The sequence below is a fragment of the Mesorhizobium sp. INR15 genome (assembly GCF_015500075.1).
Lineage (GTDB): Bacteria > Pseudomonadota > Alphaproteobacteria > Rhizobiales > Rhizobiaceae > Mesorhizobium.
The window spans coordinates 3044943-3066500 of record NZ_CP045496.1; the positions used below are offsets into that span (position 1 = coordinate 3044943).

Consider the following 21558-nt stretch of genomic DNA (forward strand, 5'->3'; position numbering starts at 1 on the left):
CCTATCGCCGCAGCCTGGTGTCCTGGTCGGTCAGCCGCGAATTCACCAGCTTGCCGAGCAAGGTCACGAACTGCTTCTGCTCCTCGGCGGTCAGCGCGCCGGCCCAGTATTGTTCGCGGCTGTTGTACTGGACGAACATCCGCCGGAACGCCTCATGGCCGGCCGGGGTGATCTTGATGATCGCCACACGGCGATCGTCCGGCGAGATGCGGCGCGTCACGTAGCCCAGTTCGAACAGTTCATCGACGATTGTCGAGATCGCCGCGCGGCTGCGGTTGCACAGCCGCGTCAGGTCGCGCATCTCGATCTCCTCGAACAGCGACAGCACCAGCAAGGGGTTGATAACCGGCACCGATCCCTGCCGTTCGCGAATGGTGGCGCTGATGTCGTAGGAGACGAGGTCGGCCCCGCAGGACAGGCTCATGCACAGCCGCATCGCATCCGGCGCGATCTCGGGAAAACGGCGCGGGATCTCGCGCACCGCGAGCTCGACCAGGCTCCACAATGTCGTTGTCTGCGAGGTTTCGTCGGCCAGAAAACCGGCTGGCCCGGAGACAGTCTCCGGCGTGGCTGCCTTGGCGTCGGGATTGGAGCCGCGCGGCTTTTTCATCGCGCCACCTGTGGCGCCGTGTCGATCCGTTGCCAAACCATCGCGGACGTTCCCATTCCCTTTGATCCACCTTTGAACGGCCCAAGAGCCGTTTTGTCCAGCGGCATCTTCCGATTGCCTGAGGCAAATCAGTCCGCCGCCGCCTGTCACTCAATAAGGCATAATCGATAAGAAATTAATAGATAAGATATTGACAAACTCAGATAGATAACGTGTTAATCATCGTGCTGGTGCATGGCGGGAGGCCGTGGACAAACAAGCGATCGCAGCCACCGGCATGGCCAAGGCCGCTGCGACTGGGAGGGGAAGAGATGATCAGGAAAAACGCAGCCAGAACCATGTCCGCGGTTTTGGGAGTGGCCGTGCTGTGCGCCGCGGCCTCGCTGACGGGCACAGCGGCGCAGGCGGTGGAAAAGCCGGTGGTGCCGCGGAAATATCTCGACGAAGGGGTGCATGCCGGCATGCTCTGCGCCACCGGCGTGATCTCCTTCTGCGATCCTGGCTCGACCGTGGGGCAAGGCATCTTGGCCGAATTCGCTCACATCTGGGGCGAGGAAGCCGGGGTCAAGGTGGATGTCGTCGGCAGCTCGTGGGAAGCGCTGATGCCGTCCGCCATCAGCGGGCGCACCGACGTTGTGGCCGGCATCGGCGATTATGAAAGCCGCCACAACCAGTTCACCTTCGTCAACCTGTTCTGGAATTCGGACTCGTTCCTGGTGCCGGCCGGCAATCCGCTCGGCATCAAGGCGCCGATGGACCTGTGCGGGCGCCGCATGTCGGCGGCCACCGGCTCGGGTGAACTGATGACGGTGCGGGCGATCAGCGCGGAGTGCGTCAAGCAAGGCAAGCCGGCCATTGTCGAGGTCGAGTTCGGCGAACAGCCGCCGACATTCCTGGCGGTGCAGACCGATCGTGCCGACGCCACCGTCACCGACATTTTCGCCGCCGACGAGCTGATCAAGAACAACCCGAAGGTCTACGCGGAAGGCTTCCGCAAGCGTTCGGAATGGATGTGGGGCGTGGCCGTTCCGGTCGCCAACAAGGATATGCTGGCGCTGGTTTCCTATGGCGTGCAGCAGGCGATCGCCGACGGCAAGTTCAAGGCGGTGCTCGACAAATACGGCTTCGGCGAAATCCTTGCCGACCGGCTGATGGTCAACACCAAGCCAGCCGAATGATGCCCGAGAGATCGCTTCATGTGGTGGCGGAAACCGGCGCGGTGGCGCCGGTGATCCGCTATGCCAAGCGCGGCCAGCCCGGCCGCCTTGTCAGCGCGGCGCTGACCTTGCTGGTATTGGCCATCGGCGCCGAGATTTTCGCCACCAGCCCGGCGCTGCACTGGGCAACCTTCATGGATTATCTCTTCGACGCCCGCATCATAGCCGGCGTCGGCAAGACCATCATGCTGACGGTGCTGTCGATGGCGCTGGCCATCGTCATTGGCGTCATCCTGGCCTTCATGCGGCGCAGCCCGGATCCGACCTTGCGGGCGCTCTCCTGGCTCTATGTCAACTTCATGCGCTCGGTGCCGCTGCTGGTGCTGATCCTGTTCACCTATTTCCTTGCCGTGCTTTTGCCGCGGCTGTCGGTCGGCATTCCCTTCGGCGGGCCAAAGCTGTGGTCGGTCGACACCAACAGCGTCATCAGCCCGCTCACTGCCTCCATCCTGGCGCTCGGGCTCGGGCAGGCGGCCTATACGTCGGAGATCATTCGCGGCGGCATTCTGGCGGTGGACCGTGGCCAGCAGGAAGCGGCGATCGCACTCGGCATGAACCCGCATCTGTCGATGCGCCGCATCATCCTGCCGCAGGCCTTCCGGGTCATCGTGCCGGGGCTCGGCAATGAGGCGATTGGCATGTTCAAGGCGACGTCGCTGGTCCAGGTCATCGGCTACACCGAGCTTTTGACCACCGCCCAGCGCATCTACGCCACCAATTTCGAGACCATCCCGCTGCTGATGGTGGTGACCGCCTGGTATCTGGTGCTGACCACACTCGCCACGCTGGGGCAGGTGCAACTTGAAAAGAAGATGAGCCGTGGCTTCTAGGGACCCGCATCTGACCGTCGTGAGGGCAACGCCATCCGGTACGCGCGTGCGTCTCGCCAATCTCTCGAAGAGGTTCGGCGACCGGGTGGTACTGAAAAATGTTTCACTGGCTGTGGAGCCGGGCGAAGTGGTGTCGATCATCGGCCCGTCGGGTTCGGGGAAATCGACGCTGCTGCGCTGCGTCAACCGGCTGGAGACGCCAACCGAAGGCGAGGTCTGGATCGGCGACACTCTGATCGGTTTCTCGATGACGGGAAACGAGGCGACGCCGCTGGCCGAGAAGGACGTGGCGGCGCAGCGCCGGCGCGTCGGCATGGTGTTCCAGCAGTTCCATCTGTTCCGCCACAAGACGGCGCTGGAAAACGTCATGGAAGCGCCGGTCATGGTGCTGAAGCGAAAGCCCGAACCGGTGCGGCAGGAGGCGATGGCGCTGCTGACGATGGTTGGGCTCGGCCATCTCGCCCATTCCTATCCCTCGCAGCTTTCCGGCGGCGAGCAGCAGCGCGTGGCGATCGCCCGCGCGCTGGCCATGCAGCCGGAGGTGCTGCTGTTCGACGAGCCGACCAGTGCGCTCGACCCGGAGCGCGTCGGCGAAGTGCTCAAGGTGATCCGGCAACTGACCCAGACCACGAACATGACCATGATGATCGTCACGCACGAGCTCGATTTCGCGCGCGACGTCTCGGACCGCATCGCCTTCATGGAGGATGGAGAATTGCTCAACCTGATCCCGGCGGGAGAGCTGCTGCGGCAGCCGCCGGAATCGCGGCTGTGCAAGTTCGTTGGGCAAATCTACTCGTCCCGCGAAGCCTGAACGACCAAATCGCTGGAGCAGTTGGCACCCCTCGCGGGTGATCGATGCCGCGCGCCTGTAAACACTGAAACGGAGTTGATGAGATGACGAAAATTCAGCAGAGATCCATCGGGCCTGCCGCGCAGGAGGTGTCGGCGCTGGCGCTCGGCTCCTGGCATACGTGGGACAGGGGTGTGTTCGAGGATATCACCGTGCTCCTGCGCAAGGCGCTCGATGCCGGCGTCAACCTGTTCGATGTCGGCGTCTACCGTTCCAAGGGACCGAACTCGATCGATCCCTACGACCATCCCACCGACCTGATCTTCGCCCAGGCGATGAAGGCGGTCGGCGCCAAGGAAAACCGCGACTATGACATCGCGGTCAAGGCATGGCTGTCGAAGCCGCAGGTCAATGTTGTCGAACAGGTCGACAATGTGCTCTGGCGGCAAGGTGCCGAGCACGCCAAATATGTGGTGCTGGGCGATATCCTCTATGAGACCCGTGACTTCACGCCCTTGCTGATGCAACTCGACGCGCTGAAGAAGGCCGGCAAGATCGGCTATTGGGCTGTCAACAACTGGTCGGCCGACCAGATCCAGGCGATCCATGACCAGGCGCTGGAGCTCGGCATAGATGTGCCGCAGTTCGCGCAGCTTAAATACAGCGTGTTCCGCCGCACCATTGCCGAAGGCGCGCCGTTCCAGCAACTGATCGACAAGACCGGGATTTCGATCCAGGCGTCCGATGTGATGGAAGGCGGGCTTTTGTTCGCCACCGATACCTCGCGCATTATCGCGCTTGATGTCGGCGGCATCCAGGGTGCGATCCGCGCCAGCCAGGGCGCGTTTGCCGAGGCGGCACGCAAGCTGGGCGCCACGCCGGCGCAGCTGGCGATCGCCTATCCCTTGACCAACCCGCTGTGCAGCAACGTGCTGATCGGCACGCGGACGCTGGAGCAATACGAAGACAATATCGGCGCGTTCGACCTGCTCGAGCGGGCGGGCGCCGATGCGGTCCAGGCGGCGGTCGCCGATCTCTGGCTCGACCGTGAGGTCGATGCGCAGGCGTCGTGGTCGGGGCACCGTCACGACACGCCGGAAAACTATCTGGTCGTGCGCCGCTGACCCCAGGGGGCGGGGCGCCTCCGCTTGACCTTCTCCCCGTTCTTTTCGGGGAGAAGATGCTGGCAGGCGGATGAAAGGTAGCGGCAACTGTCGACCAATCAGAGATTGGCGAACACGCTGTTCACGGCATCAGCGGTCTTGGCCACGACGATGTCGGCCTCCTCGCGGGTCAGGCAGAGCGGCGGCGCGAAGCCGAGTATGTCGCCCTGCGGCATGGCGCGGCCGATGACGCCGCTTGCGGCCAATGCCGTGGCGACCTGCGGCCCGATCTTGAGCGAAGGGTCGAAGAACACGCGGTCATCCCTGTCGGCGACGAATTCGACCGCCGCCAGCATGCCGTCGCCGCGCACGTCGCCGACATGTTTATGTCCGCCGACGGCCTTAGCCAGTTCGGCGCGGAAATAGGCACCGGTCTCGCCGGCATTCGTCACCAGGTCCATCTCGTCGATCAGTTCGAGATTGGCGACACCGGCGGCAACGCAGATCGGATGCGCCGAATAGGTCCAGCCATGGCCGAGCGAGCCGAGCTTGTCGGAACCCTGCACCAGCACCTGCCACATCTTGTCGGCGACAATGACGCCCGACAGCGGCGCATAGGCCGAGGTCAGGCCCTTGGCGATGGTGATGAGGTCCGGCTTGATGCCGTAATGGTCGGAGCCGAACATTGTGCCGAGCCGGCCAAAGCCCGTGACCACTTCGTCGGCGACCAGCAGCACATCATACTTCTTCAGCACGGCCTGGACCTTTTCCCAATAGCCGGCAGGCGGCGGCACAATGCCGCCGGTGCCGAGGATCGGCTCACCGATGAAGGCGGCGACGGTTTCCGGCCCTTCGGCCAGGATCATCTCCTCGAGCTTGTCGGCGCAATGCTGCGAAAACTGCTCCTCGCTCATCGAGCGGTCGGCGCGGCGGAAATAGTAGGGCGCCTCGGTGTGCAGAACCGGCGCACGCGGCAGGTCAAAGGCGTTGTGGAACAGGTCCAGCCCGGTCAGCGATCCCGTCATCACGCCCGAGCCGTGATAGCCGCGCCAGCGCGAGATGATCTTCTTCCTCTCCGGCCGTCCCAGCACGTTGTTGTAGTACCAGATCAGCTTGATGTTGGTTTCGTTGGCGTCCGAACCCGACAGACCGAAATAGACCCGGCTCATGCCTTTCGGCGCGCGGTCGATGATCATCTTGGAAAGCGTGATCGAGGCCTCGGTGCCGTGGCCGACATAGGCGTGGTAATAGGCGAGGTTCTTGGCCTGCGCGGCAATGGCGTCGGCGATCTTCTGGCGGCCATAGCCGACATTGACGCAGTAGAGGCCGGCGAAGGCATCGAGGCTCTTCTTGCCATTGTTGTCCCAGACGGTGACGCCTTCACCGCCGGCCATGATGCGGGTCGGCGATTCACCCCGGGAATGGGTGCCCATGTGGGTCGAGGGATGGAAGAAGTGGTCGCGATCCCAGGCGGCGAGTTCGTTGGACTGGTCGAGCATTTTTTGACTCCTTGAGCGATGGGCCGGACGAACCTATGCGAGGTCCAGGCAGAGATACTTCAGATCGGTGAAAGCTTCGAGCCCGTGACGCGAGCCTTCGCGGCCGATGCCGGATTGCTTGACGCCGCCGAAGGGGATCGGCGCGCCGGTGATCTTGACGCGGTTGATGGCAACCATACCGTAGTCGAGCGCGCGGCCCAGGCGCTGCTGGCGCGCGCCGTTCTCTGTCACGACATAGGCGACGAGGCCATATTCGGTGGCGTTGGCGCGGGCTATCACCTCGTCCTCGCTGTCGAAGGGCGTGACAGCCGCGACCGGGCCAAAGGTTTCCTCGCGCATGATCAATGCGTCGTCGGCGACATCGGCCAGCAAGGTCGGCTGGTAGAACAGGGACCCGGCCTGATGCCGCCCGCCCCCAGTGAGGCAGCGCGCGCCATGGGCGAGTGCGTCGGCGACCTGTTCCTCGACCTTGTTGACCGCGCGCTCATGCATCAGCGGTCCGACGTCGGTGTCATCTGCGAGGCCATTGCCGGTGCGCAGCGTCTCGATGCGCCTGGCGAAGGCGGCGCAGAAACGGTCGTAGACCGGACGCTGGACATAGATGCGGTTGGCGGCAAGGCAATCCTGGCCCGAGGTTGCGAATTTGGCATCGAGGGCGATGTTCACGGCCTTGTCTAGGTCAGCGTCGGCAAAGACGATCAGCGGCGCGTGGCCGCCAAGCTCCATCACCAGCCGCTTCATCGTCGGCGCGCTCTGGGCTGCAATCAGCCGGCCGATCTCGGTCGAACCGGTGAAGCTCATGGCGCGGATGCGCGGGTCTTCGCACATGCGCCCGACAATGGTCGAAGCCTTGCCGGTGAGCACATTGAAGACGCCGGCGGGCAGGCCAGCGCGTTCGCCGAGTTCGGCAAGCGCCAGCGCCGACAGCGGCGTTTCCGAAGAAGGATGCGCAACGATGGTGCAGCCGGCGGCAAGGGCGGCGGCGGCCTTGCGGGTCAGCATGGCCGAGGGGAAGTTCCACGGCGTGACGACGCCGACGACGCCGAGCGGCTCGCGCCGCACCATCATCTCGGCGCCCGGCAGGTGGCTGGTGACGCTCTCGGCATTGAGGCGTTTTGCCTCCTCGGCATACCACTCGACGAAGGAGGCGGCGTAGTCGATCTCGCCGAGCGACTCCTTCAGCGGTTTGCCCTGTTCCAGCGTCATCAGCAGCGCGAGGTCGTCTTTCGCCGCGATGATCAGGTCGAACCATTTTCGCAATATCCGCGAGCGCTCCTGCGGCAAGGCCGAGCGCCAGGCCGGAAAGGCGCGCGAGGCCGCGTCGATGGCCTTCGTTGTCTGCCCGGCGTCGAGCGCCGCGACAAAGCCGACGGTGGCGCCGGTCGCCGGATCGGTGACCTCGAAGCTCTCCGCCGCATCGCTCGCCGTCCAGTGGCCGTCGACATAGGCGAGTTCGCGCAGCAACCGGCGATCGGCGAGGCGGTCAAGCGCTTCGTGGCGGTGCGAACGGGCAAAGTGCGCGGACATCATTTGTTGCTCCCGGTTGGGTGATGTCCGCAAGAGTAGGGGCGTGGCGCGAAGGAAGGGACTGTTTCAGCCGCTCTTCATAGAGAGACTCTCTCTATTATGCCGCCCAGCCGGACAATCTCTCCGAACGGTTGCTACGGCTGCAACGGCAGCAGGTCGGCGACAGGCAAAACGGTCTCGTCCTTCACCGTCTTGGTGACGATGTAGGTGAAGTAGCGGTCGATGCCGATTTCGCGGTCGAGCAAGGCGTCGACAAGCCGCTGGTAGGCATCGATGTCGCGCGCCATGACCTTCAGCACATAGTCGACACCGCCGCCGACTGACCAGCAGGCGACAATCTCGGGAATGTCGCGGATGACGCGCTCGAAACGGTCGAAATCGGCCTGGCGGTGGCTGGCCAGCGTCACTTCCATCAAGACGGTGGCGACAGGAGCGACGGTGCGGATGGCAATCGAGGCATGATAACCGGAGACGATGCCGGCCTTTTCCAGCTTGCGCAGCCGCATCCAGCACGGCGTCGGCGACAGGCCGACCTTGTCGGCCAGCGCCAGCTTGGTGATGCGGCCATCACGCTGGATGGCGTCGAGGATTTTCAGGTCGATAGGGTCGAGTTTCGGTGCAGCCATCATGTCCACTTTTTCGTCCATCGTAACATGATGGCGCATTATTTCGATTGTCAATTGCACTGATTTCGATCTCTAATAAGTCATGACATTGTGGCAACCCGATCCCGCGCTTATCCGGCGGCCCGCCTACCTGTCGCTGGCGGATCAGATCGCGCGCGCGATCCATGACGGGCGGCTTGCCAACGGCACGCGGCTGCCGACGCATCGCCGGCTGGCGGATGACCTGAAGCTTTCGGTGCAGACGGTCAGCCGCGCCTATGAGGAGTTGATCCGGCGCGGCTTGATTTCAGGCGAGATCGGCCGTGGCAGCTTTGTCCAGACGCAGCGCCGCGAACCGGAGCCGCCATATCTGCCGGAGCGCCTGGGCGAGGTGATCGATCTCTCGATCCTGAAGCCGGTCTGCGAGCCGATGCATCTGGAGCGGCTGAAGCAGGCGCTGGGCTGGCTGGCGGAGAACCTGCCATCAAGTTCAGCTTTGTCGTTCCGGCCCAACATGGTGTTTCCACGCCACCGCGCGGTGGCGGTGGAATGGTTGAGGCAGTGCGGGCTCGACATTTCCGCGCAGAATGTCAGCCTGACCAATGGCGCCACGGCCGGCATGACGGTGGCGCTGATGAGCGTGGCGCCGCCGGGCTCAACGGTTGCCACCGAGGCGATCGGTCATCACACGCTGGTGCCGCTGGCCCGCTATCTCGGCTTTAACCTCCAGGGCCTGCCGATCGATGGCAATGGCCTCATCCCGGCGTCGCTCGACGAGGCCTGCAAGCTTTCCGACATACGCGCCGTGTTCGTGCAGCCGTCGGTGATCAACCCGACGGCGACGCTGATGGACGCGGCACGGCGCGCCGAAATCGCCGCCGTGGCGCGCAAGCACGACATCGCCATCATCGAAAATGATGTGCTGGGCCCGCTGGTCGAGGATCGGCCGCCGCCGGTCGCGGCCTTCGCGCCGGAGCGCACGCTCTACGTCACCTCCTTCACCAAGATCACGGTGCCTGGCCTGCGCATCGGCTATCTCGCCGCACCGGACCGCTATGTCGCCGCTGTTGCCAACCGTCACCTGGTTTCGAACTGGATGGCGACGCCGCTGGTGGCGGAGATCGCCACCAAATGGGTGACCGACGGCACGGCGATGGAACTTGTGCGCTGGCAGCGGACGGCGCTGCGGCGCCGTATGGACATAGCCGCCGAGGTCCTGGCGGGCGTCGACTATCGCGCGCATCGCGACGGCCTGCATCTGTGGCTGCAACTGCCCGCCGACCGGGCCGAGGAGAGTTTTGTCGCCCAGGCCCGCCTGCAAGGCGTGGCGATCGCGCCCGGCACATCCTTCCGCATCTCGGATGCGCCCTGGCACCCGGCGGTGCGCATTTCGCTGGGCTCGACCACCGAAGGGGAACTGCGCGCCGGCCTCGGCGTTGTCACCAAGCTGTTGCTTGGCGATCCTGAGCATCTGTTGCTCGCTATCTAGCCGGCACGTCGATATTCGGGTGATGCCGGCCTGCGAATGTCAGCATCCTGCGCTTCCGGTACTCACGTACGAAAAGTACGCGCCGTTCCGGTTCTCGGATGCCACCATTCTCGGGTCGGCCTGACCCGAATCTCGGCGCCCGGCGTTGCCTGGTTGCTCAAGAATTGTGCGGAATCAGAATAATTGTCATGATATTATTTTCCCAATTGACATGATTTGGCGCGTTCCGCATCGTTAAGGGCACAGGCTTCTCCAGCAGGGGAAATTCATTTGTCCACACAAGCGCCCATCATCAAGATCGACGGCATCTCCAAGAGCTTTGGCAGCTTCAAGGTGCTGGACGGCCTGTCGATGCAGGTCATGCCGCGTGAGAAGCTGGCGCTGATCGGGCCATCCGGCTCCGGCAAGACGACGATCCTGCGCATCCTGATGACGCTGGAGCGGATCGATGCCGGCCATATCCAGATCGATGGCGAGCAGCTCTACCACATGGAGCGCAACGGCCAGCTGTTGCCGGCGGACGAACGGCACCTTGCCAGGATGCGCCAGAAGACCGGCATGGTCTTCCAGCTGTTCAACCTGTTTCCGCACAAATGTGTCATCGACAATGTCACGCTGGCGCCGATGCTGACCAAGGGCACGCCGCGCGCCGCCGCTGAGAAGCGGGCCATGGAGCTGCTCGACATGGTCGGCATGGCCGACAAGGCCAAGGCGATGCCGGCGCAGCTTTCCGGCGGCCAGAAGCAGCGGGTGGCGATTGCCCGCGCGCTCGCCCTGCAGCCCAAGATCATGCTGTTCGACGAGGTGACATCGGCGCTCGATCCGGAGCTGGTCGAAGAGGTGCTGAACGTGTTGTGGCGGCTTTGCGCCGAGACCGACATGACCATGCTTCTGGTCACCCACGAGATGGGTTTCGCGCATGATTTCGCCGACCGGGTGCTGTTCTTCGATCGCGGCAAGATCGTCGAGGAAGGCAAACCCGACGAGATTTTCCGCAATCCCAAGCAGGAGCGCACGCAAGGCTTCCTGAAGAAGATCATCGCGGCCGGACATCGCGTCTGACCGTCATGCAAGAGGCGGCGAAGTCGTCCTTAAGGGGGCGGGGAGCCGTCCCAGTTAATCAAGACAAGAAACAAGGAGTTGGGAACAATGAAGAAACTTGGCATTCTGGCCGGCGTCGCCGGTCTTGCACTGACGGCGGTTCTGGCCGCCTCGACCGCCGGTTCGGCTGACGACAGCAAGCTCGAACAGCTGAAGACGCAGGGCTTTGCCCGTGTCGCCATCGCCAATGAGCCGCCCTATACAGCGGTCGCCGCCGACGGCAAGGTTTCGGGCGCCGCGCCCGATGTGGCGCGCGAAATCTTCAAGCGTCTCGGCGTTGCCGACATCGTCGCCTCGATCTCGGAATATGGCGCCATGATCCCCGGCCTGCAGGCAGGCCGCTTCGATGTCGTCACCGCCGGCCTGTTCATGAAACCGGAGCGCTGCGCGGCAGTCGCCTATTCGGAGCCGGTGCTGTGCGATGCCGAGGCGATGCTGGTGAAGAAGGGCAATCCGAAGGGCTTCAAGAGCTATGAGGATGTCGCCAAGGACGCAAACGCCACCATCGGCGCACCGGGCGGCGGCACCGAGGAGAAGCTGGCGCTCAATGCCGGCGTGCCGCGCGAGCGCGTCATTGTCGTGCCGGATGGCCAGAGCGGCGTGAAGATGCTGCAGGACGGCCGCATCGATGCCTATTCGCTGCCGGTCCTGTCGATCAACGACCTGATGAAGAAGGCCGCCGATCCGAACCTTGAAGTCATTGCCCCGGTGCAGGGCGCGCCGGTCTACTGCGATGGCGCCGCCTTCAAGAAGGGCGACGAAGCGCTGCGCGATGCTTTCGATGTCGAGCTGGCCAAGCTGAAGAAATCAGGCGAGTTCGCCAAGATCATCGAGCCCTACGGCTTCTCGGCCGCGGCGGCGATGTCGACGACCCGCGACAAGCTCTGCGCCGCCAAGTAGGCGCTTTTCCTCCTTCTCCCCGTTCGCGGGGAGAAGGACCCAGACCTGCCAACGTGGAATCCTCATGACCCAGTGGTCCGGCTATTTCGGCCTGATATTGCAGGGAGCGCTTGTCACCATCGAGCTGACGCTGATGGGGTCGGTGCTTGCGCTGTTCATGGCCTTTGTCGCCGGCATGGGGCGGCTGTCGCGCTTCTTCGTGCTGCGGGCGCTCGCTACCGCCTATATCGAATTCTTCCGTGGAACCTCGATTTTCGTGCAGCTGTTCTTCGCCTATTTCGTGCTGCCGCTGATCGGGCTCGAATTGACGCCGCTGCAGGCCGGCGTGCTGGCGCTGGGCCTCAATGTCGGCGCCTATGCCGCCGAAGTGGTGCGCGGCGCCGTGCAATCGATCGGCGGCGAACAGTATGAGGCCTGCGTGGCGCTCAATCTCGGCCGCTGGCAAGGCATGCGTCATGTCATCCTGCCGCAGGCGCTTCTGGTGATGCTGCCGACTTTCGGCAACAACGCCATCGAGTTGCTCAAGGCGACATCCGTGGTGTCGCTGATCTCGCTCGCCGACCTGACCTTCCAGGCGCAGGTGGTGCGCGCCCAGACCGGCAACACGATGGTGCCGTTCACCACAATCCTGATCATCTATTTCATCCTGGCGCTGCTCATTTCCTGGGGCGTGCGCTCATTGGAACGCCGCATGGCGCGCGGCCTCGACGGAGTGCGCGTCTAATGGCCAATGCCCTTCTGTTAAATTGGGTCTTCTGATGGAATGGGATTGGAATTTCGTCTGGCAGATCATGCCGACGCTGATCCAGGGGGTGAAGATCACCATCCTGGCAACGCTGCTTGGCTCGTTGCTGGCAGCGGTTGTCGGGCTTGGCATCGCACTGGCACGCCGCTCGCCCAACAAGGCGTTATCGCGCACGGTCGGTTTCCTCGCCGAATTCATCCGCGGCACGCCGCTTCTGGTGCAGCTCTATTTCATCTTCTACGTGCTGCCCGATGTCGGCATCCTGTTGCCGCCGCTGGTGGCCGGCGTCATCGGGCTTGGCCTGCATTACGGCACCTACACGGCGGAAGTTTATCGTGCGGGCATCGACAATGTGCCGCGCGGCCAGTGGGAAGCGGCCAAGGCGTGCAACCTGAATGCCCGGCAGACGTGGTCGCACATCATCATCCCGCAGGCGATCCCGCCGATGATCCCGGCGCTGGCCAACTATTTCATCGCCATGTTCAAGGAGACGCCACTCCTGTCGGCGATCACCGTGCTGGAATTGATGAACCAGGCGAAGAGCGTGGCCAACACCTACTACCGCTACATCGAGCCGATCACGCTGGTCGGCGCCTTCTTCCTGGTCATCAGCCTTTGTTCGGTCGTGCTGCTGCGCTGGCTGGAACGCCGTTACGGCAAGATCGAGAGGTAGAGCTTGAAGCCCTTGCCCGAAATCAAGGTCCATTGGAAGCGGCCACCGCTCGATGACCGCCCCCTGGAGCGGCGCGTCGGCCTGATCATTCTCGCCACCGACCACACCAGCGAGCCGGATTTCCGCCGCATGGTGGCGAGCGAGCGGATCGGCGTCTATGTCGCGCGCATTCCCTACAAAAACCCGACGACGCCTGAGAACCTGCGCAAGATGCAGCCTGCGCTGACGGCGGGCGCGGCGCTGATCCTGCCTGACGAGCCGCTCGACGCCATCTGCTATTCCTGCACCTCGGCCTCGGTGGTGATTGGTGATGCCGAAATCGAGGCGGCGGTCGCGGCAGCCAAGCCCGGCGTGCCTGTGGTGACGCCGCCGATGGCCGGCGTGCGCGGGCTCAATGCATTCGGCGTGCGCAGGATCAGCATCCTCACGCCTTACACGGTCGAGACATCCAGGCCGATGGCGGCCTATTTCGCGGCGCAAGGGTTCGAGATCGTCAGCTTCACCTGCCTCGGTTTCGAGGATGATCGCGAGATGGCGCGCATCGCTCCGGACGCACTTGTCGATCTGGCGCGCGAGGCAACAGACCCCAGCGCCGAGGCGCTGTTTGTGTCCTGCACGGCCCTGCGGGCAGCACTCGCCATCAGCGGCATGGAGGCAGCAATTGGCCGTCCCGTGGTGACCAGCAACCAGGCAAGCGCCTGGAATTGCCTGCGGCTCTGCGGCGATGAAACCGCCCGTCCCGAATTCGGCCGTCTGATGACGCTGCCGATGAAGCGCGGTTGAACCATGGCCATGGTCACGCTGCAGGATATCCGCGCCGCGCGCGACCGCATCGCCGACAGGATCGAGCGGACGGCGACCGTGATTTCCCAGAGTCTTTCCGGGCGGTTGGGTCATCCGGTTTACCTGAAGCTCGAGCATCGCCAGACGACCGGCAGCTTCAAGCTGCGCGGTGCATCCAATGCGATTGCTTCGCTCGATGCTCAGGAGAAAGCGCTTGGCGTGGTGGCGGCGTCCACCGGCAATCACGGCCGCGCGCTCGCCCATGCCGCGAAGCTCGAGGGCATGCGCGCGGTGATCTGCATGTCGCGGCTGGTGCCCGAAAACAAGCTTGCGGAAATCCGCCGGCTCGGGGCCGAGGTGCGCATCGTCGGAAACAGCCAGGACGACGCGCAGCAGGAAGTCGAGCGGCTGGTGGCAGAGGAGGGGTTGGTGATGCTGCCGCCCTTCGACCATCCCGCCGTCATCGCCGGGCAAGGCACGCTCGGGCTGGAGATGATCCAGCAGATTCCTGATGCCGCCCTGGTGCTGGTGCCACTGTCCGGCGGCGGACTGGCTTCAGGCATTGCCGCCGCGGTCAAGGGCGTCAGCCCCCGCACAAAGGTCATCGGTGTCTCGATGGCGCGCGGCGCGGCCATGAAGGCCAGCCTCGATGCGGGCCGTCCGGTGCTGGTGGAGGAATTGCCAACGCTGGCGGATTCGCTTGGCGGCGGCATCGGGCTGGACAACCGGCTGACCTTCGCCATGTGCCGCGACCTGCTCGACGATGTCATTCTACTCAGCGAGGACGAGATCGCCGCCGGCATACGCCACGCCTACGAGCAGGAGCGCGAGATCGTCGAGGGCGCCGGCGCGGTCGGCATTGCCGCGCTGCTCGCCGGCAAGGTCAAGGCCGACGGGCCGGTGGTTGTCCTGCTTTCTGGCCGCAATATCGATATGGACCAGCACCGCAGGATCGTTTGCGGCGATACCTTCGCGGAGCGCGCCGCATGAGCCGGATGATCATCCTCACCGAGACGGACCTGCGCAAGATCGTGACACTCGATCTCGATGCCGTCGCCTGCGTTGAAAATGCGTTCCGCGCGCTCGCCACCTTGCCTGTGGCGATGCCGCCGATCCTGCGGCTCGACATTCCCGAGCATCGCGGCGAGGTCGACGTGAAGACCGCCTATGTGCCCGGTGTCGATGGCTTTGCCATCAAGATCAGCCCTGGCTTTTTCGACAATCCCAAGCTTGGCCTGCCAAGCGTCAACGGCATGATGGTGCTGCTGTCGGCCACGACCGGCCTGGTCGAGGCGCTGCTGCTCGACAACGGCTATCTCACCGATGTCCGCACGGCGGCGGCGGGTGCCGTCGCGGCCAGGCATTTGTCGCGGGAGGATTCCTCCGTGGCGACGATCTTTGGCGCCGGCGTCCAGGCCGGGCTGCAGCTCGAAGCGCTGATGCTGGTGCGGCCGATCGCCGAGGCACGCATCTGGGCCCGCGATGCGGTCAAGGCGGAAAAGATCGCCGGCACCTTGCGCGAAAAGCTCGGCATTCTGGCGCGCGCCGAACCGGATGCGTCAAGAGCGGTTGCCGGCGCCGACATCATCGTCACCACGACACCCTCGACCGAGCCGCTGGTCAAGGCGGGCTTCGTTTCCGCCGGCCAGCACATCACCGCCATGGGATCGGACGCCGAACACAAGAACGAGATCGCGCCGGCCATTCTGCGCATGGCCGACCTCTATGTCGCCGACAGCGCCCGCCAGGCGCGGCGGCTGGGCGAACTGCACCATGCGATCGCCGCGGGCGTGATGGCAGCCGACGCTGAAGTGACGGAGCTTGGCCAGATCATCGCTGGCGAACGGCCAGGCAGGCGCTCGGCCAGCGACATCACCCTCGCCGACCTTACGGGTACCGGCGTGCAGGACACGGCGATCGCCACGCTCGCCCGCGATCGTGCGCGGGCCGTGAAAGCCGGGACGATTTTCGAAAGCTGATGCTGGCCACGGGAGCAGGCTCCAGGCCCAACAAACGAGGACCAAGAACAATGCAGCCGAACCTGAAATTCTCGCGCGGCGAATACGCGGACCGCCTCGCCAAGACCCGGCAAGCCATGGCGGCCAAGGGCGTTGACCTGCTTGTCGTCAGCGACCCATCCAACATGGCCTGGTTGACCGGCTATGATGGCTGGTCGTTCTATGTGCACCAGGCCGTCATCGTGCCGCCATCGGGCGAGCCGGTCTGGTACGGGCGCGGCCAGGATGCCAATGGCGCCCGCCGCACCGCCTATCTCGCGCATGACAACATCGTCGGCTATGCCGACCACTATGTGCAGTCGACCGAGCGCCATCCGATGGACTTTCTGTCGAGCGTGCTGACCGATCGTGGCTGGGGCAAGCTTACCGTCGGCGTCGAGATGGACAATTACTGGTTCTCGGCCGCCGCCTTCGCCGCCTTGCAGAAGCATCTTCCCAATGCCCGCTTTGTCGATGCAACCGCGCTGGTCAACTGGCAGCGTGCGGTGAAGAGCCCGACCGAGATCGACTATATGCGCAAGGCGGCCCGGATCGTCGAGGCGATGCACCAGCGCATCGTCGACAAGATAGAGGTCGGCATGCGCAAATGCGATCTCGTCGCCGAGATCTACGATGTCGGCACGCGGGGCGTCGACGGTATCGGCGGCGACTATCCAGCGATCGTGCCGTTGCTTCCTTCGGGCGCCGATGCATCGGCGCCGCACCTGACCTGGGACGACCAGCCGATGAAGTCGGGCGAGGGTACGTTCTTCGAGATCGCGGGCTGCTATAACAGGTACCATTGCCCGCTGTCGCGCACCGTCTTCCTCGGCAAGCCGACGCAGGAATTTCTCGATGCCGAGAAGGCGACGCTTGAAGGAATGGACGCTGGCCTGGCGGCGGCAAAGCCCGGCAACACATGCGAGGACATCGCCAACGCCTTCTTCGCGGTCCTGAAGAAATACGGCATCGTCAAGGACAACCGCACCGGCTACTCCATCGGTCTGTCCTATCCGCCGGACTGGGGCGAACGCACGATGAGCCTGCGCCCGGGCGACCGCACCGAACTCAAGCCAGGCATGACCTTCCATTTCATGACCGGCCTGTGGCTGGAGACAATGGGGCTGGAAATCACCGAATCCATCCTGATCACCGACACGGGCGTGGAGTGCCTGGCCAATGTGCCGCGCAAGCTGGTGGTGAAGGATTGAGCCCGATGTCCAGTCCGCGCCCATCGCCGATCACACCTACCGTCGATTTCAACCGCGACGGTGCCCAGCACGGTTTCCTGCGCTTGCCCTACAGCCGCGACGACTCGGCGTGGGGCTCGGTGATGATCCCGGTCTGCGTCATCCGCAACGGCCAAGGTCCGGTGGCGCTGCTGACCGGTGGCAACCATGGCGACGAGTATGAGGGACCGCTGGCGCTCTACGACCTGGCGCGCACGCTTGACCCGCGCCAGGTCAGCGGCACGGTCATCATCGTGCCGGCGATGAATTATCCCGCGTTCCGCGCTGGCACGCGAACGTCGCCGATCGACAGAGGCAACATGAACCGCAGCTTTCCCGGCCGCCCTGACGGCACGGTGACGGAGAAGATCGCCGATTACTTCCAGCGCGAACTTCTGCCGCGAGCCGACATCGTGTTCGACTTTCATTCTGGTGGCAAGACGCTTGATTTCGTGCCCTTTTGTGCCGCTCACACGGTGCCCGACAAGGCCTTGGAGCAGAAGGCGTTTGCCGCCGTGGCGGCATTCTCCGCACCGTTCTCGATGCGCATGATCGAGATCGATGCCGTCGGCATGTACGACACGGCGGCGGAGGAAATGGGCAAGGTGTTCGTCAGCACCGAGCTTGGCGGCGGCGGTACCTCGCGCGCGCAAACCGTGCGGATCGCAAGGCGCGGCGTGCTCAATGTGCTGCGCCATTCCGGTATCGTCGCTGGTGCGGTCGAGAAGACTCGAACGCAGTGGCTCGACATGCCGTCGGGCGACTGCTTCTCCTTCGCCGAGGAAGACGGCATGATCGAGACAATGGCCGACCTGGGCGAGCCTGTCGAAAAGGACGCTGTGCTGGCCCGCATCCATTCCACCGGCCGCACCGGCATGGCACCGCAGGAGATCCGCGCGAAGATGTCGGGACTGCTGGCGGCACGGCATTTTCCCGGCCTGGTCAAAGCCGGCGACTGTGCGGCGGTGGTTGCCGTCGAGGTGGATTGAAGGCCTTAAACGAAGCCTTCCCGCGGCTAGCCGAGCAGGCCCTGAATGGTGGCGGCGACCGCCGCCGGGGCATAGGGCTTTGGCAGGAAGACGCCGCCGCTGGGCATCGCCTCCTGCGCCGGCTGGCGCTTGCCGGAGGTGATAATGATCTTGACCGGCGGCCAGCGGTCCCGCACGGCGGCGGACAGCCGCAATCCGTCCATCGAGCCCGGCATGTCGATGTCGGTGAACAGGAGGCTGATGTCCTGGCGCGCCTCCAGAAGCGCGATCGCCTGGTCCGCGTTGCTGGCTTCAAGCACGTTGTACCCCGCCTCGCGCAACTCGTCGGCGATGGCGAACAAGAGGAAGGCCTCGTCTTCGACGACAAGGACCGTGGCGAGAGGCTGTGTGCTCATGACAGGCCTTATGTAGTCAGTAGCGCGCGGTCGGCAACTGGGGTGCCGGTGCGTTCAACACACATTCGACGCCATCGGGATGGTAATGGATCTGTACCGACCCGCCGAAATCGGTGCCGAAGACGCGCTCGATCAGGAAACGGCCAAAGCCGCGCCTGGTCGGCGGCGTGACCGCTGGGCCGCCTTGTTCGCGCCAGCGCCATATCAGCCTGGTCTGGCCGCCGGCCTCGGATGGCGGATGCATCGACCATTCGATCGACACCTTGCCATCGGGCACCGACAGCGCGCCGTATTTTAGCGCATTGGTGGCCAGTTCGTTGACAGCCAGCGCCAGCGTCAGCGCCATCTTCGGGTTGATCGGCAGGGCCGGTCCGGAGACGGAGATCTGTTCGGCCGGAAAGGCCGCGATGGTGTTGTCGATCACCTGGCGCATCGAGGCGCTGGTCCAGCGGGTCTTGTTGAGAATATCGTGCGCGTTGGCCAGCGCGCGCAGGCGCTCGTTGAAGGTGGCGCTCGCCGTGGCGATGTCGGTGTTGCGCAGCGTCTGCGAGGCGATGGCGGCGACCATGGCGAGGATGTTCTTGATGCGGTGCTCAAGCTCGTGCGTCAGCAGTTCCTGCCGCGTCTGCGCCTCTCGCCGGTCGGTAACATCCTGCATGACGCCAAACATCTTGACCGGCTTGCCGGTCTCGTCATGGACAAAGTCGATATGGCGTGACAGCCAGCGCATTTCGCCCGTGTCGGGCCGCCGGATGCGGTATTCGACGCTCGGTACCGCCGTGCCCCGTTCGCGGGTCTCGGGATTGGAGCGGATGTCCTTGTCTTCGGGGATGACGATGTTTTCGAGCAGGCTGATATGGCTGCTCTCTCGCGGGCTGAGCCCCCACAGGTTCCAGAAATTTTCCGAGCCGACCACGGTTCCGCTGGCGATGTCGAGTTCAAGCGCGGCAATGCCGGCGGCGGACTGCGACAGCTGCAGGCGGCGCTCGCTTTCAAGCAGGGCCTGCGTCGCCTGCTTCTGGTCGTCGATGTCGGTGTTGGTGCCGATCCAGCGCACGATCTCGCCTTCGGCATCGCGGATCGGCACGGCGCGAGCAATGAACCAGCGATAGACGCCGTCATGGCGGCGCAGCCGGAACTCAGTCTCGTAAAAGACGCCTGCGGCGAGGGCGCCCTGCCATTTTTCGGCGGCTGAACCGATATCGTCGGGGTGGACGATAGCGGCCCAGGCCTGCCCGTCGAGCTCGCCCGAAATCTTGCCGGAATAGTCGTAGACGCGCGGGTTGAACCAGTCGAGCAGGCCTTTCGGCGAAGCGGTCCAGACGTGGTTTGGCATTGCCTCGGCGAAGGTACGAAACTGGGCTTCGCTCTGGCGCAGCGCGGTTTCGGCGACGAGCCTGTCGGTAACGTCTACACCTTGCACGAAGATGCCGATGACCTCGCCGCCCGGGTTGCGCACCGGTTGATAAACGAGATCGATGAAGCGGTCTTCCTTGGCGGCACCCGGCGTTCGTTCCAGCTCGGCCTTGAGGGCGTAGCCAATGAAGACCTCGCCACTCCCAAACACCTGGTCGAGCAGTTCGAAGAAACCTTGTCCCTCGATTTCCGGCAGGGCTTCGCGGATCGGCTTGCCGATGATGTCGCGGTGGCCGACAAGCTGCATGTAGGCGGCATTGGTCATCTCGACGACATGCCGGGGGCCGGACAGCATGGCCATGAAGCCTGGCGCCTGATCGAACATCTGGCGTTGGCGGTCGCGTTCGCCGACACGCCAGCGCTCGGCGGTAACCTTTTCGGTTGTTTCGATAACGATGGCGATGACGCCGGCCGGTTTGCCGCTCTCATCCAGCACCGGCGAATAGTCGAGGTCGAGCCACACCTGCTCGGGCCTGCCGGTGCGGTTGAGCGTCAGCACCTGTTCGCGGTAGGCGAGCGTGCCGCCGCCATGCAGGCAGACCTTCATGATGTTGTCGTTGAAGTCGGCGACTTCCGGCCAGCCCTCGCGCACCTTGGAGCCGAGCAGCCGCGGATGGCGGCCACCGGCGAAGTGCGAATAACCGTCATTGTAGATCATCACGCCGTCGTCGCCCCACAGCATGACGATCGGCACTTTCGAGCGCAGGATCAGTGACACCGCCGTCTTCAGGCTTTGCGGCCAGACCTCGATCGGCCCGATCGAGGTCGCGGCCCAGTCGAAACGGGCGATCAGGCAGCCGAGCTCGCCGCCACCGGACAGGAAGGCATGGTCGGTTGCAGGACTGGCATTAAAAACTGGCATGATGTCTCGTAAGTTCGTCGGCGCGGATTTCCCGTCGCTGACATCCAGGCCTTTGCCATCCACAATCAGCGATGCGGACATGCCCGGCATTGGCCGTCAAAGCGAAGACTGAAAGCTTAGGCACCCCGATCGCCAGAACACCGGAAACGCGATTAAGTTCCGAGCGCATCTCACTTTTTTGAAAGCAGGCATTTTGTCACCGGGATTAAGGGGGCTGTGTCCCAGGGTGATGCCCGCTCAGGTTGAGCCTTCTTTAGCGGCAACTTAACCAAAGTTGACAGCAGATCGAACGCATTTGCTTCTCGCCCGTTTTCCCTGAGGGAAGCGGGAGCAAGGCAATGGCGAACGACCGGAACAGATTCGAATGCCTGCTGGAGCCATCCGGGACGTGGATGGTCTACGACAAGGTGAGCGGTGCCCCAGCGAGCTTGGGCGGGTTAATCCTGTGCGGCCGGGAAAGGCAGAGGGCAGAGGCCGCCTGCGCCATTCTGACCAGGATTTTCCAGAATCGGCTCAACATGAGCAGCCGCCGGAATCGCTCATCGCATTCGGATGCGGACGTGGAACCCGCGCTTCTATCCGATCCGAGCTAATTTCTTAACAAGTCGTTAATCAGCGATGGCTAATGGATATGGAAATCGGGGGTTTGGATGACCAAGAATCTCGGCAATGCACGGTATGTCCCGCCAAAAGCCACGAAAGTATCCTTCCTCAGCAAGGCTGCACCGGCGCTGTTTCCGCTGGTTGTCGCGGCTCTGGGATATGTGATTGGTCGGCAATTCTTCGGCCTCTAGG

At 63.9% G+C, this 21558-nt stretch carries 21 protein-coding genes; 15 read left to right on the forward strand and 6 right to left on the reverse strand.

Going from position 1 to position 21558, the window contains the following annotated elements; translation table 11 throughout:
• Position 1: 1 nt before the first annotated feature.
• The gene (locus GA829_RS14760) at positions 2–610 is read right to left on the reverse strand and encodes a MarR family winged helix-turn-helix transcriptional regulator (protein WP_195179192.1); all 609 of its coding nucleotides are present in this window, start codon (positions 608–610) and stop codon (positions 2–4) included.
• A 311-nt stretch (positions 611–921) separates the two neighbouring features.
• Between GA829_RS14760 and GA829_RS14765 the strand changes: the two genes are divergently transcribed.
• From GA829_RS14765 to GA829_RS14780, 4 genes are all read left to right on the forward strand, one after another.
• On the forward strand, positions 922–1788 hold the full coding sequence (locus GA829_RS14765; protein ID WP_195179193.1) for a transporter substrate-binding domain-containing protein: 867 nt from the start codon (positions 922–924) through the stop codon (positions 1786–1788).
• Positions 1785–2657: an amino acid ABC transporter permease gene (locus tag GA829_RS14770; RefSeq protein ID WP_195179194.1), complete on the forward strand. Its 873-nt coding sequence runs from the start codon at positions 1785–1787 to the stop codon at positions 2655–2657. The genes GA829_RS14765 and GA829_RS14770 overlap by 4 nt, the downstream gene beginning before the upstream one ends.
• Complete coding sequence (locus GA829_RS14775; protein ID WP_258052295.1) at positions 2647–3471, forward strand: amino acid ABC transporter ATP-binding protein; 825 nt, start codon at positions 2647–2649, stop codon at positions 3469–3471. Before GA829_RS14770 ends, GA829_RS14775 begins: the two co-directional genes overlap by 11 nt.
• Before the next feature lie 83 nt (positions 3472–3554).
• Positions 3555–4574: an aldo/keto reductase gene (locus GA829_RS14780; RefSeq protein WP_195179195.1), complete on the forward strand. Its 1020-nt coding sequence runs from the start codon at positions 3555–3557 to the stop codon at positions 4572–4574.
• Between the two features lie 98 nt (positions 4575–4672).
• On the opposite strand, the gene GA829_RS14785 is transcribed toward GA829_RS14780, so the two are convergent.
• From GA829_RS14785 to GA829_RS14795, 3 genes are all read right to left on the reverse strand, one after another.
• Positions 4673–6052, reverse strand: coding sequence for an aspartate aminotransferase family protein (locus GA829_RS14785; RefSeq protein WP_195179196.1), 1380 nt, complete (start codon positions 6050–6052; stop codon positions 4673–4675).
• A gap of 33 nt (positions 6053–6085) precedes the next feature.
• Positions 6086–7579 carry an NAD-dependent succinate-semialdehyde dehydrogenase gene (locus tag GA829_RS14790; RefSeq protein ID WP_195179651.1) on the reverse strand — a complete coding sequence of 498 codons (1494 nt, stop codon included), beginning with the start codon at positions 7577–7579 and terminating at the stop codon, positions 6086–6088.
• Positions 7580–7713: 134 nt separating this feature from the next.
• A complete protein-coding gene (locus tag GA829_RS14795; protein ID WP_195179652.1) occupies positions 7714–8205 on the reverse strand; it encodes an Lrp/AsnC family transcriptional regulator in 492 nt (163 codons plus the stop codon).
• An 82-nt stretch (positions 8206–8287) separates the two neighbouring features.
• On the opposite strand from GA829_RS14795, the gene ehuR reads away from it, so the two are divergent.
• The 10 genes from ehuR (at position 8288) to doeB (ending at position 18090) form a co-directional block, all read left to right on the forward strand.
• Entirely contained in the window at positions 8288–9673 is a 1386-nt protein-coding gene (ehuR, locus tag GA829_RS14800) for a MocR-like ectoine utilization transcription factor EhuR (RefSeq protein ID WP_195179197.1), read from the forward strand.
• A gap of 270 nt (positions 9674–9943) precedes the next feature.
• Positions 9944–10735, forward strand: coding sequence for an ectoine/hydroxyectoine ABC transporter ATP-binding protein EhuA (gene ehuA, locus GA829_RS14805; protein ID WP_308462336.1), 792 nt, complete (start codon positions 9944–9946; stop codon positions 10733–10735).
• 87 nt (positions 10736–10822) lie between these two features.
• Positions 10823–11674: an ectoine/hydroxyectoine ABC transporter substrate-binding protein EhuB gene (gene ehuB, locus GA829_RS14810; protein ID WP_195179198.1), complete on the forward strand. Its 852-nt coding sequence runs from the start codon at positions 10823–10825 to the stop codon at positions 11672–11674.
• Positions 11675–11738: 64 nt separating this feature from the next.
• Positions 11739–12398 carry an ectoine/hydroxyectoine ABC transporter permease subunit EhuC gene (gene ehuC / locus GA829_RS14815; RefSeq protein WP_195179199.1) on the forward strand — a complete coding sequence of 220 codons (660 nt, stop codon included), beginning with the start codon at positions 11739–11741 and terminating at the stop codon, positions 12396–12398.
• 34 nt (positions 12399–12432) lie between these two features.
• Entirely contained in the window at positions 12433–13092 is a 660-nt protein-coding gene (gene ehuD / locus GA829_RS14820; protein ID WP_195179200.1) for an ectoine/hydroxyectoine ABC transporter permease subunit EhuD, read from the forward strand.
• Between the two features lie 3 nt (positions 13093–13095).
• On the forward strand, positions 13096–13875 hold the full coding sequence (eutA, locus tag GA829_RS14825; RefSeq protein ID WP_195179201.1) for an ectoine utilization protein EutA: 780 nt from the start codon (positions 13096–13098) through the stop codon (positions 13873–13875).
• A 3-nt stretch (positions 13876–13878) separates the two neighbouring features.
• A complete protein-coding gene (gene eutB, locus GA829_RS14830) occupies positions 13879–14865 on the forward strand; it encodes a hydroxyectoine utilization dehydratase EutB (protein WP_195179202.1) in 987 nt (328 codons plus the stop codon).
• Positions 14862–15854 carry an ectoine utilization protein EutC gene (gene eutC / locus GA829_RS14835; RefSeq protein WP_195179203.1) on the forward strand — a complete coding sequence of 331 codons (993 nt, stop codon included), beginning with the start codon at positions 14862–14864 and terminating at the stop codon, positions 15852–15854. The genes eutB and eutC overlap by 4 nt, the downstream gene beginning before the upstream one ends.
• Before the next feature lie 50 nt (positions 15855–15904).
• Positions 15905–17083: an ectoine hydrolase DoeA gene (gene doeA, locus GA829_RS14840; RefSeq protein ID WP_195179204.1), complete on the forward strand. Its 1179-nt coding sequence runs from the start codon at positions 15905–15907 to the stop codon at positions 17081–17083.
• Positions 17084–17088: 5 nt separating this feature from the next.
• The gene (gene doeB / locus GA829_RS14845; protein WP_195179205.1) at positions 17089–18090 is read left to right on the forward strand and encodes a N(2)-acetyl-L-2,4-diaminobutanoate deacetylase DoeB; all 1002 of its coding nucleotides are present in this window, start codon (positions 17089–17091) and stop codon (positions 18088–18090) included.
• Positions 18091–18116: 26 nt separating this feature from the next.
• Here the strand turns inward: doeB and GA829_RS14850 are convergent, their stop codons facing one another.
• Complete coding sequence (locus GA829_RS14850) at positions 18117–18485, reverse strand: response regulator (protein WP_195179206.1); 369 nt, start codon at positions 18483–18485, stop codon at positions 18117–18119.
• Between the two features lie 16 nt (positions 18486–18501).
• Entirely contained in the window at positions 18502–20763 is a 2262-nt protein-coding gene (locus GA829_RS14855; RefSeq protein WP_195179207.1) for a PAS domain S-box protein, read from the reverse strand.
• A 650-nt stretch (positions 20764–21413) separates the two neighbouring features.
• On the opposite strand from GA829_RS14855, the gene GA829_RS14860 reads away from it, so the two are divergent.
• Positions 21414–21557: a hypothetical protein gene (locus GA829_RS14860; protein WP_195179208.1), complete on the forward strand. Its 144-nt coding sequence runs from the start codon at positions 21414–21416 to the stop codon at positions 21555–21557.
• Position 21558: the final 1 nt, after the last annotated feature.

What these genes read in the sequence shown, in the direction of transcription:
- GA829_RS14855 (WP_195179207.1), bottom strand. Translation starts at nt 20,763, where the DNA reads ATGCCAGTTTTTAATGCCAGTCCTGCAACCGACCATGCCTTCCTGTCC.
- ehuR (WP_195179197.1), top strand. Translation starts at nt 8,288, where the DNA reads ATGACATTGTGGCAACCCGATCCCGCGCTTATCCGGCGGCCCGCCTAC.
- GA829_RS14760 (WP_195179192.1), bottom strand. Translation starts at nt 610, where the DNA reads ATGAAAAAGCCGCGCGGCTCCAATCCCGACGCCAAGGCAGCCACGCCG.
- GA829_RS14795 (WP_195179652.1), bottom strand. Translation starts at nt 8,205, where the DNA reads ATGGCTGCACCGAAACTCGACCCTATCGACCTGAAAATCCTCGACGCC.
- eutC (WP_195179203.1), top strand. Translation starts at nt 14,862, where the DNA reads ATGAGCCGGATGATCATCCTCACCGAGACGGACCTGCGCAAGATCGTG.
- GA829_RS14770 (WP_195179194.1), top strand. Translation starts at nt 1,785, where the DNA reads ATGATGCCCGAGAGATCGCTTCATGTGGTGGCGGAAACCGGCGCGGTG.
- doeA (WP_195179204.1), top strand. Translation starts at nt 15,905, where the DNA reads ATGCAGCCGAACCTGAAATTCTCGCGCGGCGAATACGCGGACCGCCTC.
- GA829_RS14785 (WP_195179196.1), bottom strand. Translation starts at nt 6,052, where the DNA reads ATGCTCGACCAGTCCAACGAACTCGCCGCCTGGGATCGCGACCACTTC.
- GA829_RS14765 (WP_195179193.1), top strand. Translation starts at nt 922, where the DNA reads ATGATCAGGAAAAACGCAGCCAGAACCATGTCCGCGGTTTTGGGAGTG.
- ehuB (WP_195179198.1), top strand. Translation starts at nt 10,823, where the DNA reads ATGAAGAAACTTGGCATTCTGGCCGGCGTCGCCGGTCTTGCACTGACG.
- GA829_RS14850 (WP_195179206.1), bottom strand. Translation starts at nt 18,485, where the DNA reads ATGAGCACACAGCCTCTCGCCACGGTCCTTGTCGTCGAAGACGAGGCC.
- GA829_RS14780 (WP_195179195.1), top strand. Translation starts at nt 3,555, where the DNA reads ATGACGAAAATTCAGCAGAGATCCATCGGGCCTGCCGCGCAGGAGGTG.
- GA829_RS14860 (WP_195179208.1), top strand. Translation starts at nt 21,414, where the DNA reads ATGACCAAGAATCTCGGCAATGCACGGTATGTCCCGCCAAAAGCCACG.
- ehuD (WP_195179200.1), top strand. Translation starts at nt 12,433, where the DNA reads ATGGAATGGGATTGGAATTTCGTCTGGCAGATCATGCCGACGCTGATC.
- eutB (WP_195179202.1), top strand. Translation starts at nt 13,879, where the DNA reads ATGGCCATGGTCACGCTGCAGGATATCCGCGCCGCGCGCGACCGCATC.
- GA829_RS14790 (WP_195179651.1), bottom strand. Translation starts at nt 7,579, where the DNA reads ATGTCCGCGCACTTTGCCCGTTCGCACCGCCACGAAGCGCTTGACCGC.
- doeB (WP_195179205.1), top strand. Translation starts at nt 17,089, where the DNA reads ATGTCCAGTCCGCGCCCATCGCCGATCACACCTACCGTCGATTTCAAC.
- ehuC (WP_195179199.1), top strand. Translation starts at nt 11,739, where the DNA reads ATGACCCAGTGGTCCGGCTATTTCGGCCTGATATTGCAGGGAGCGCTT.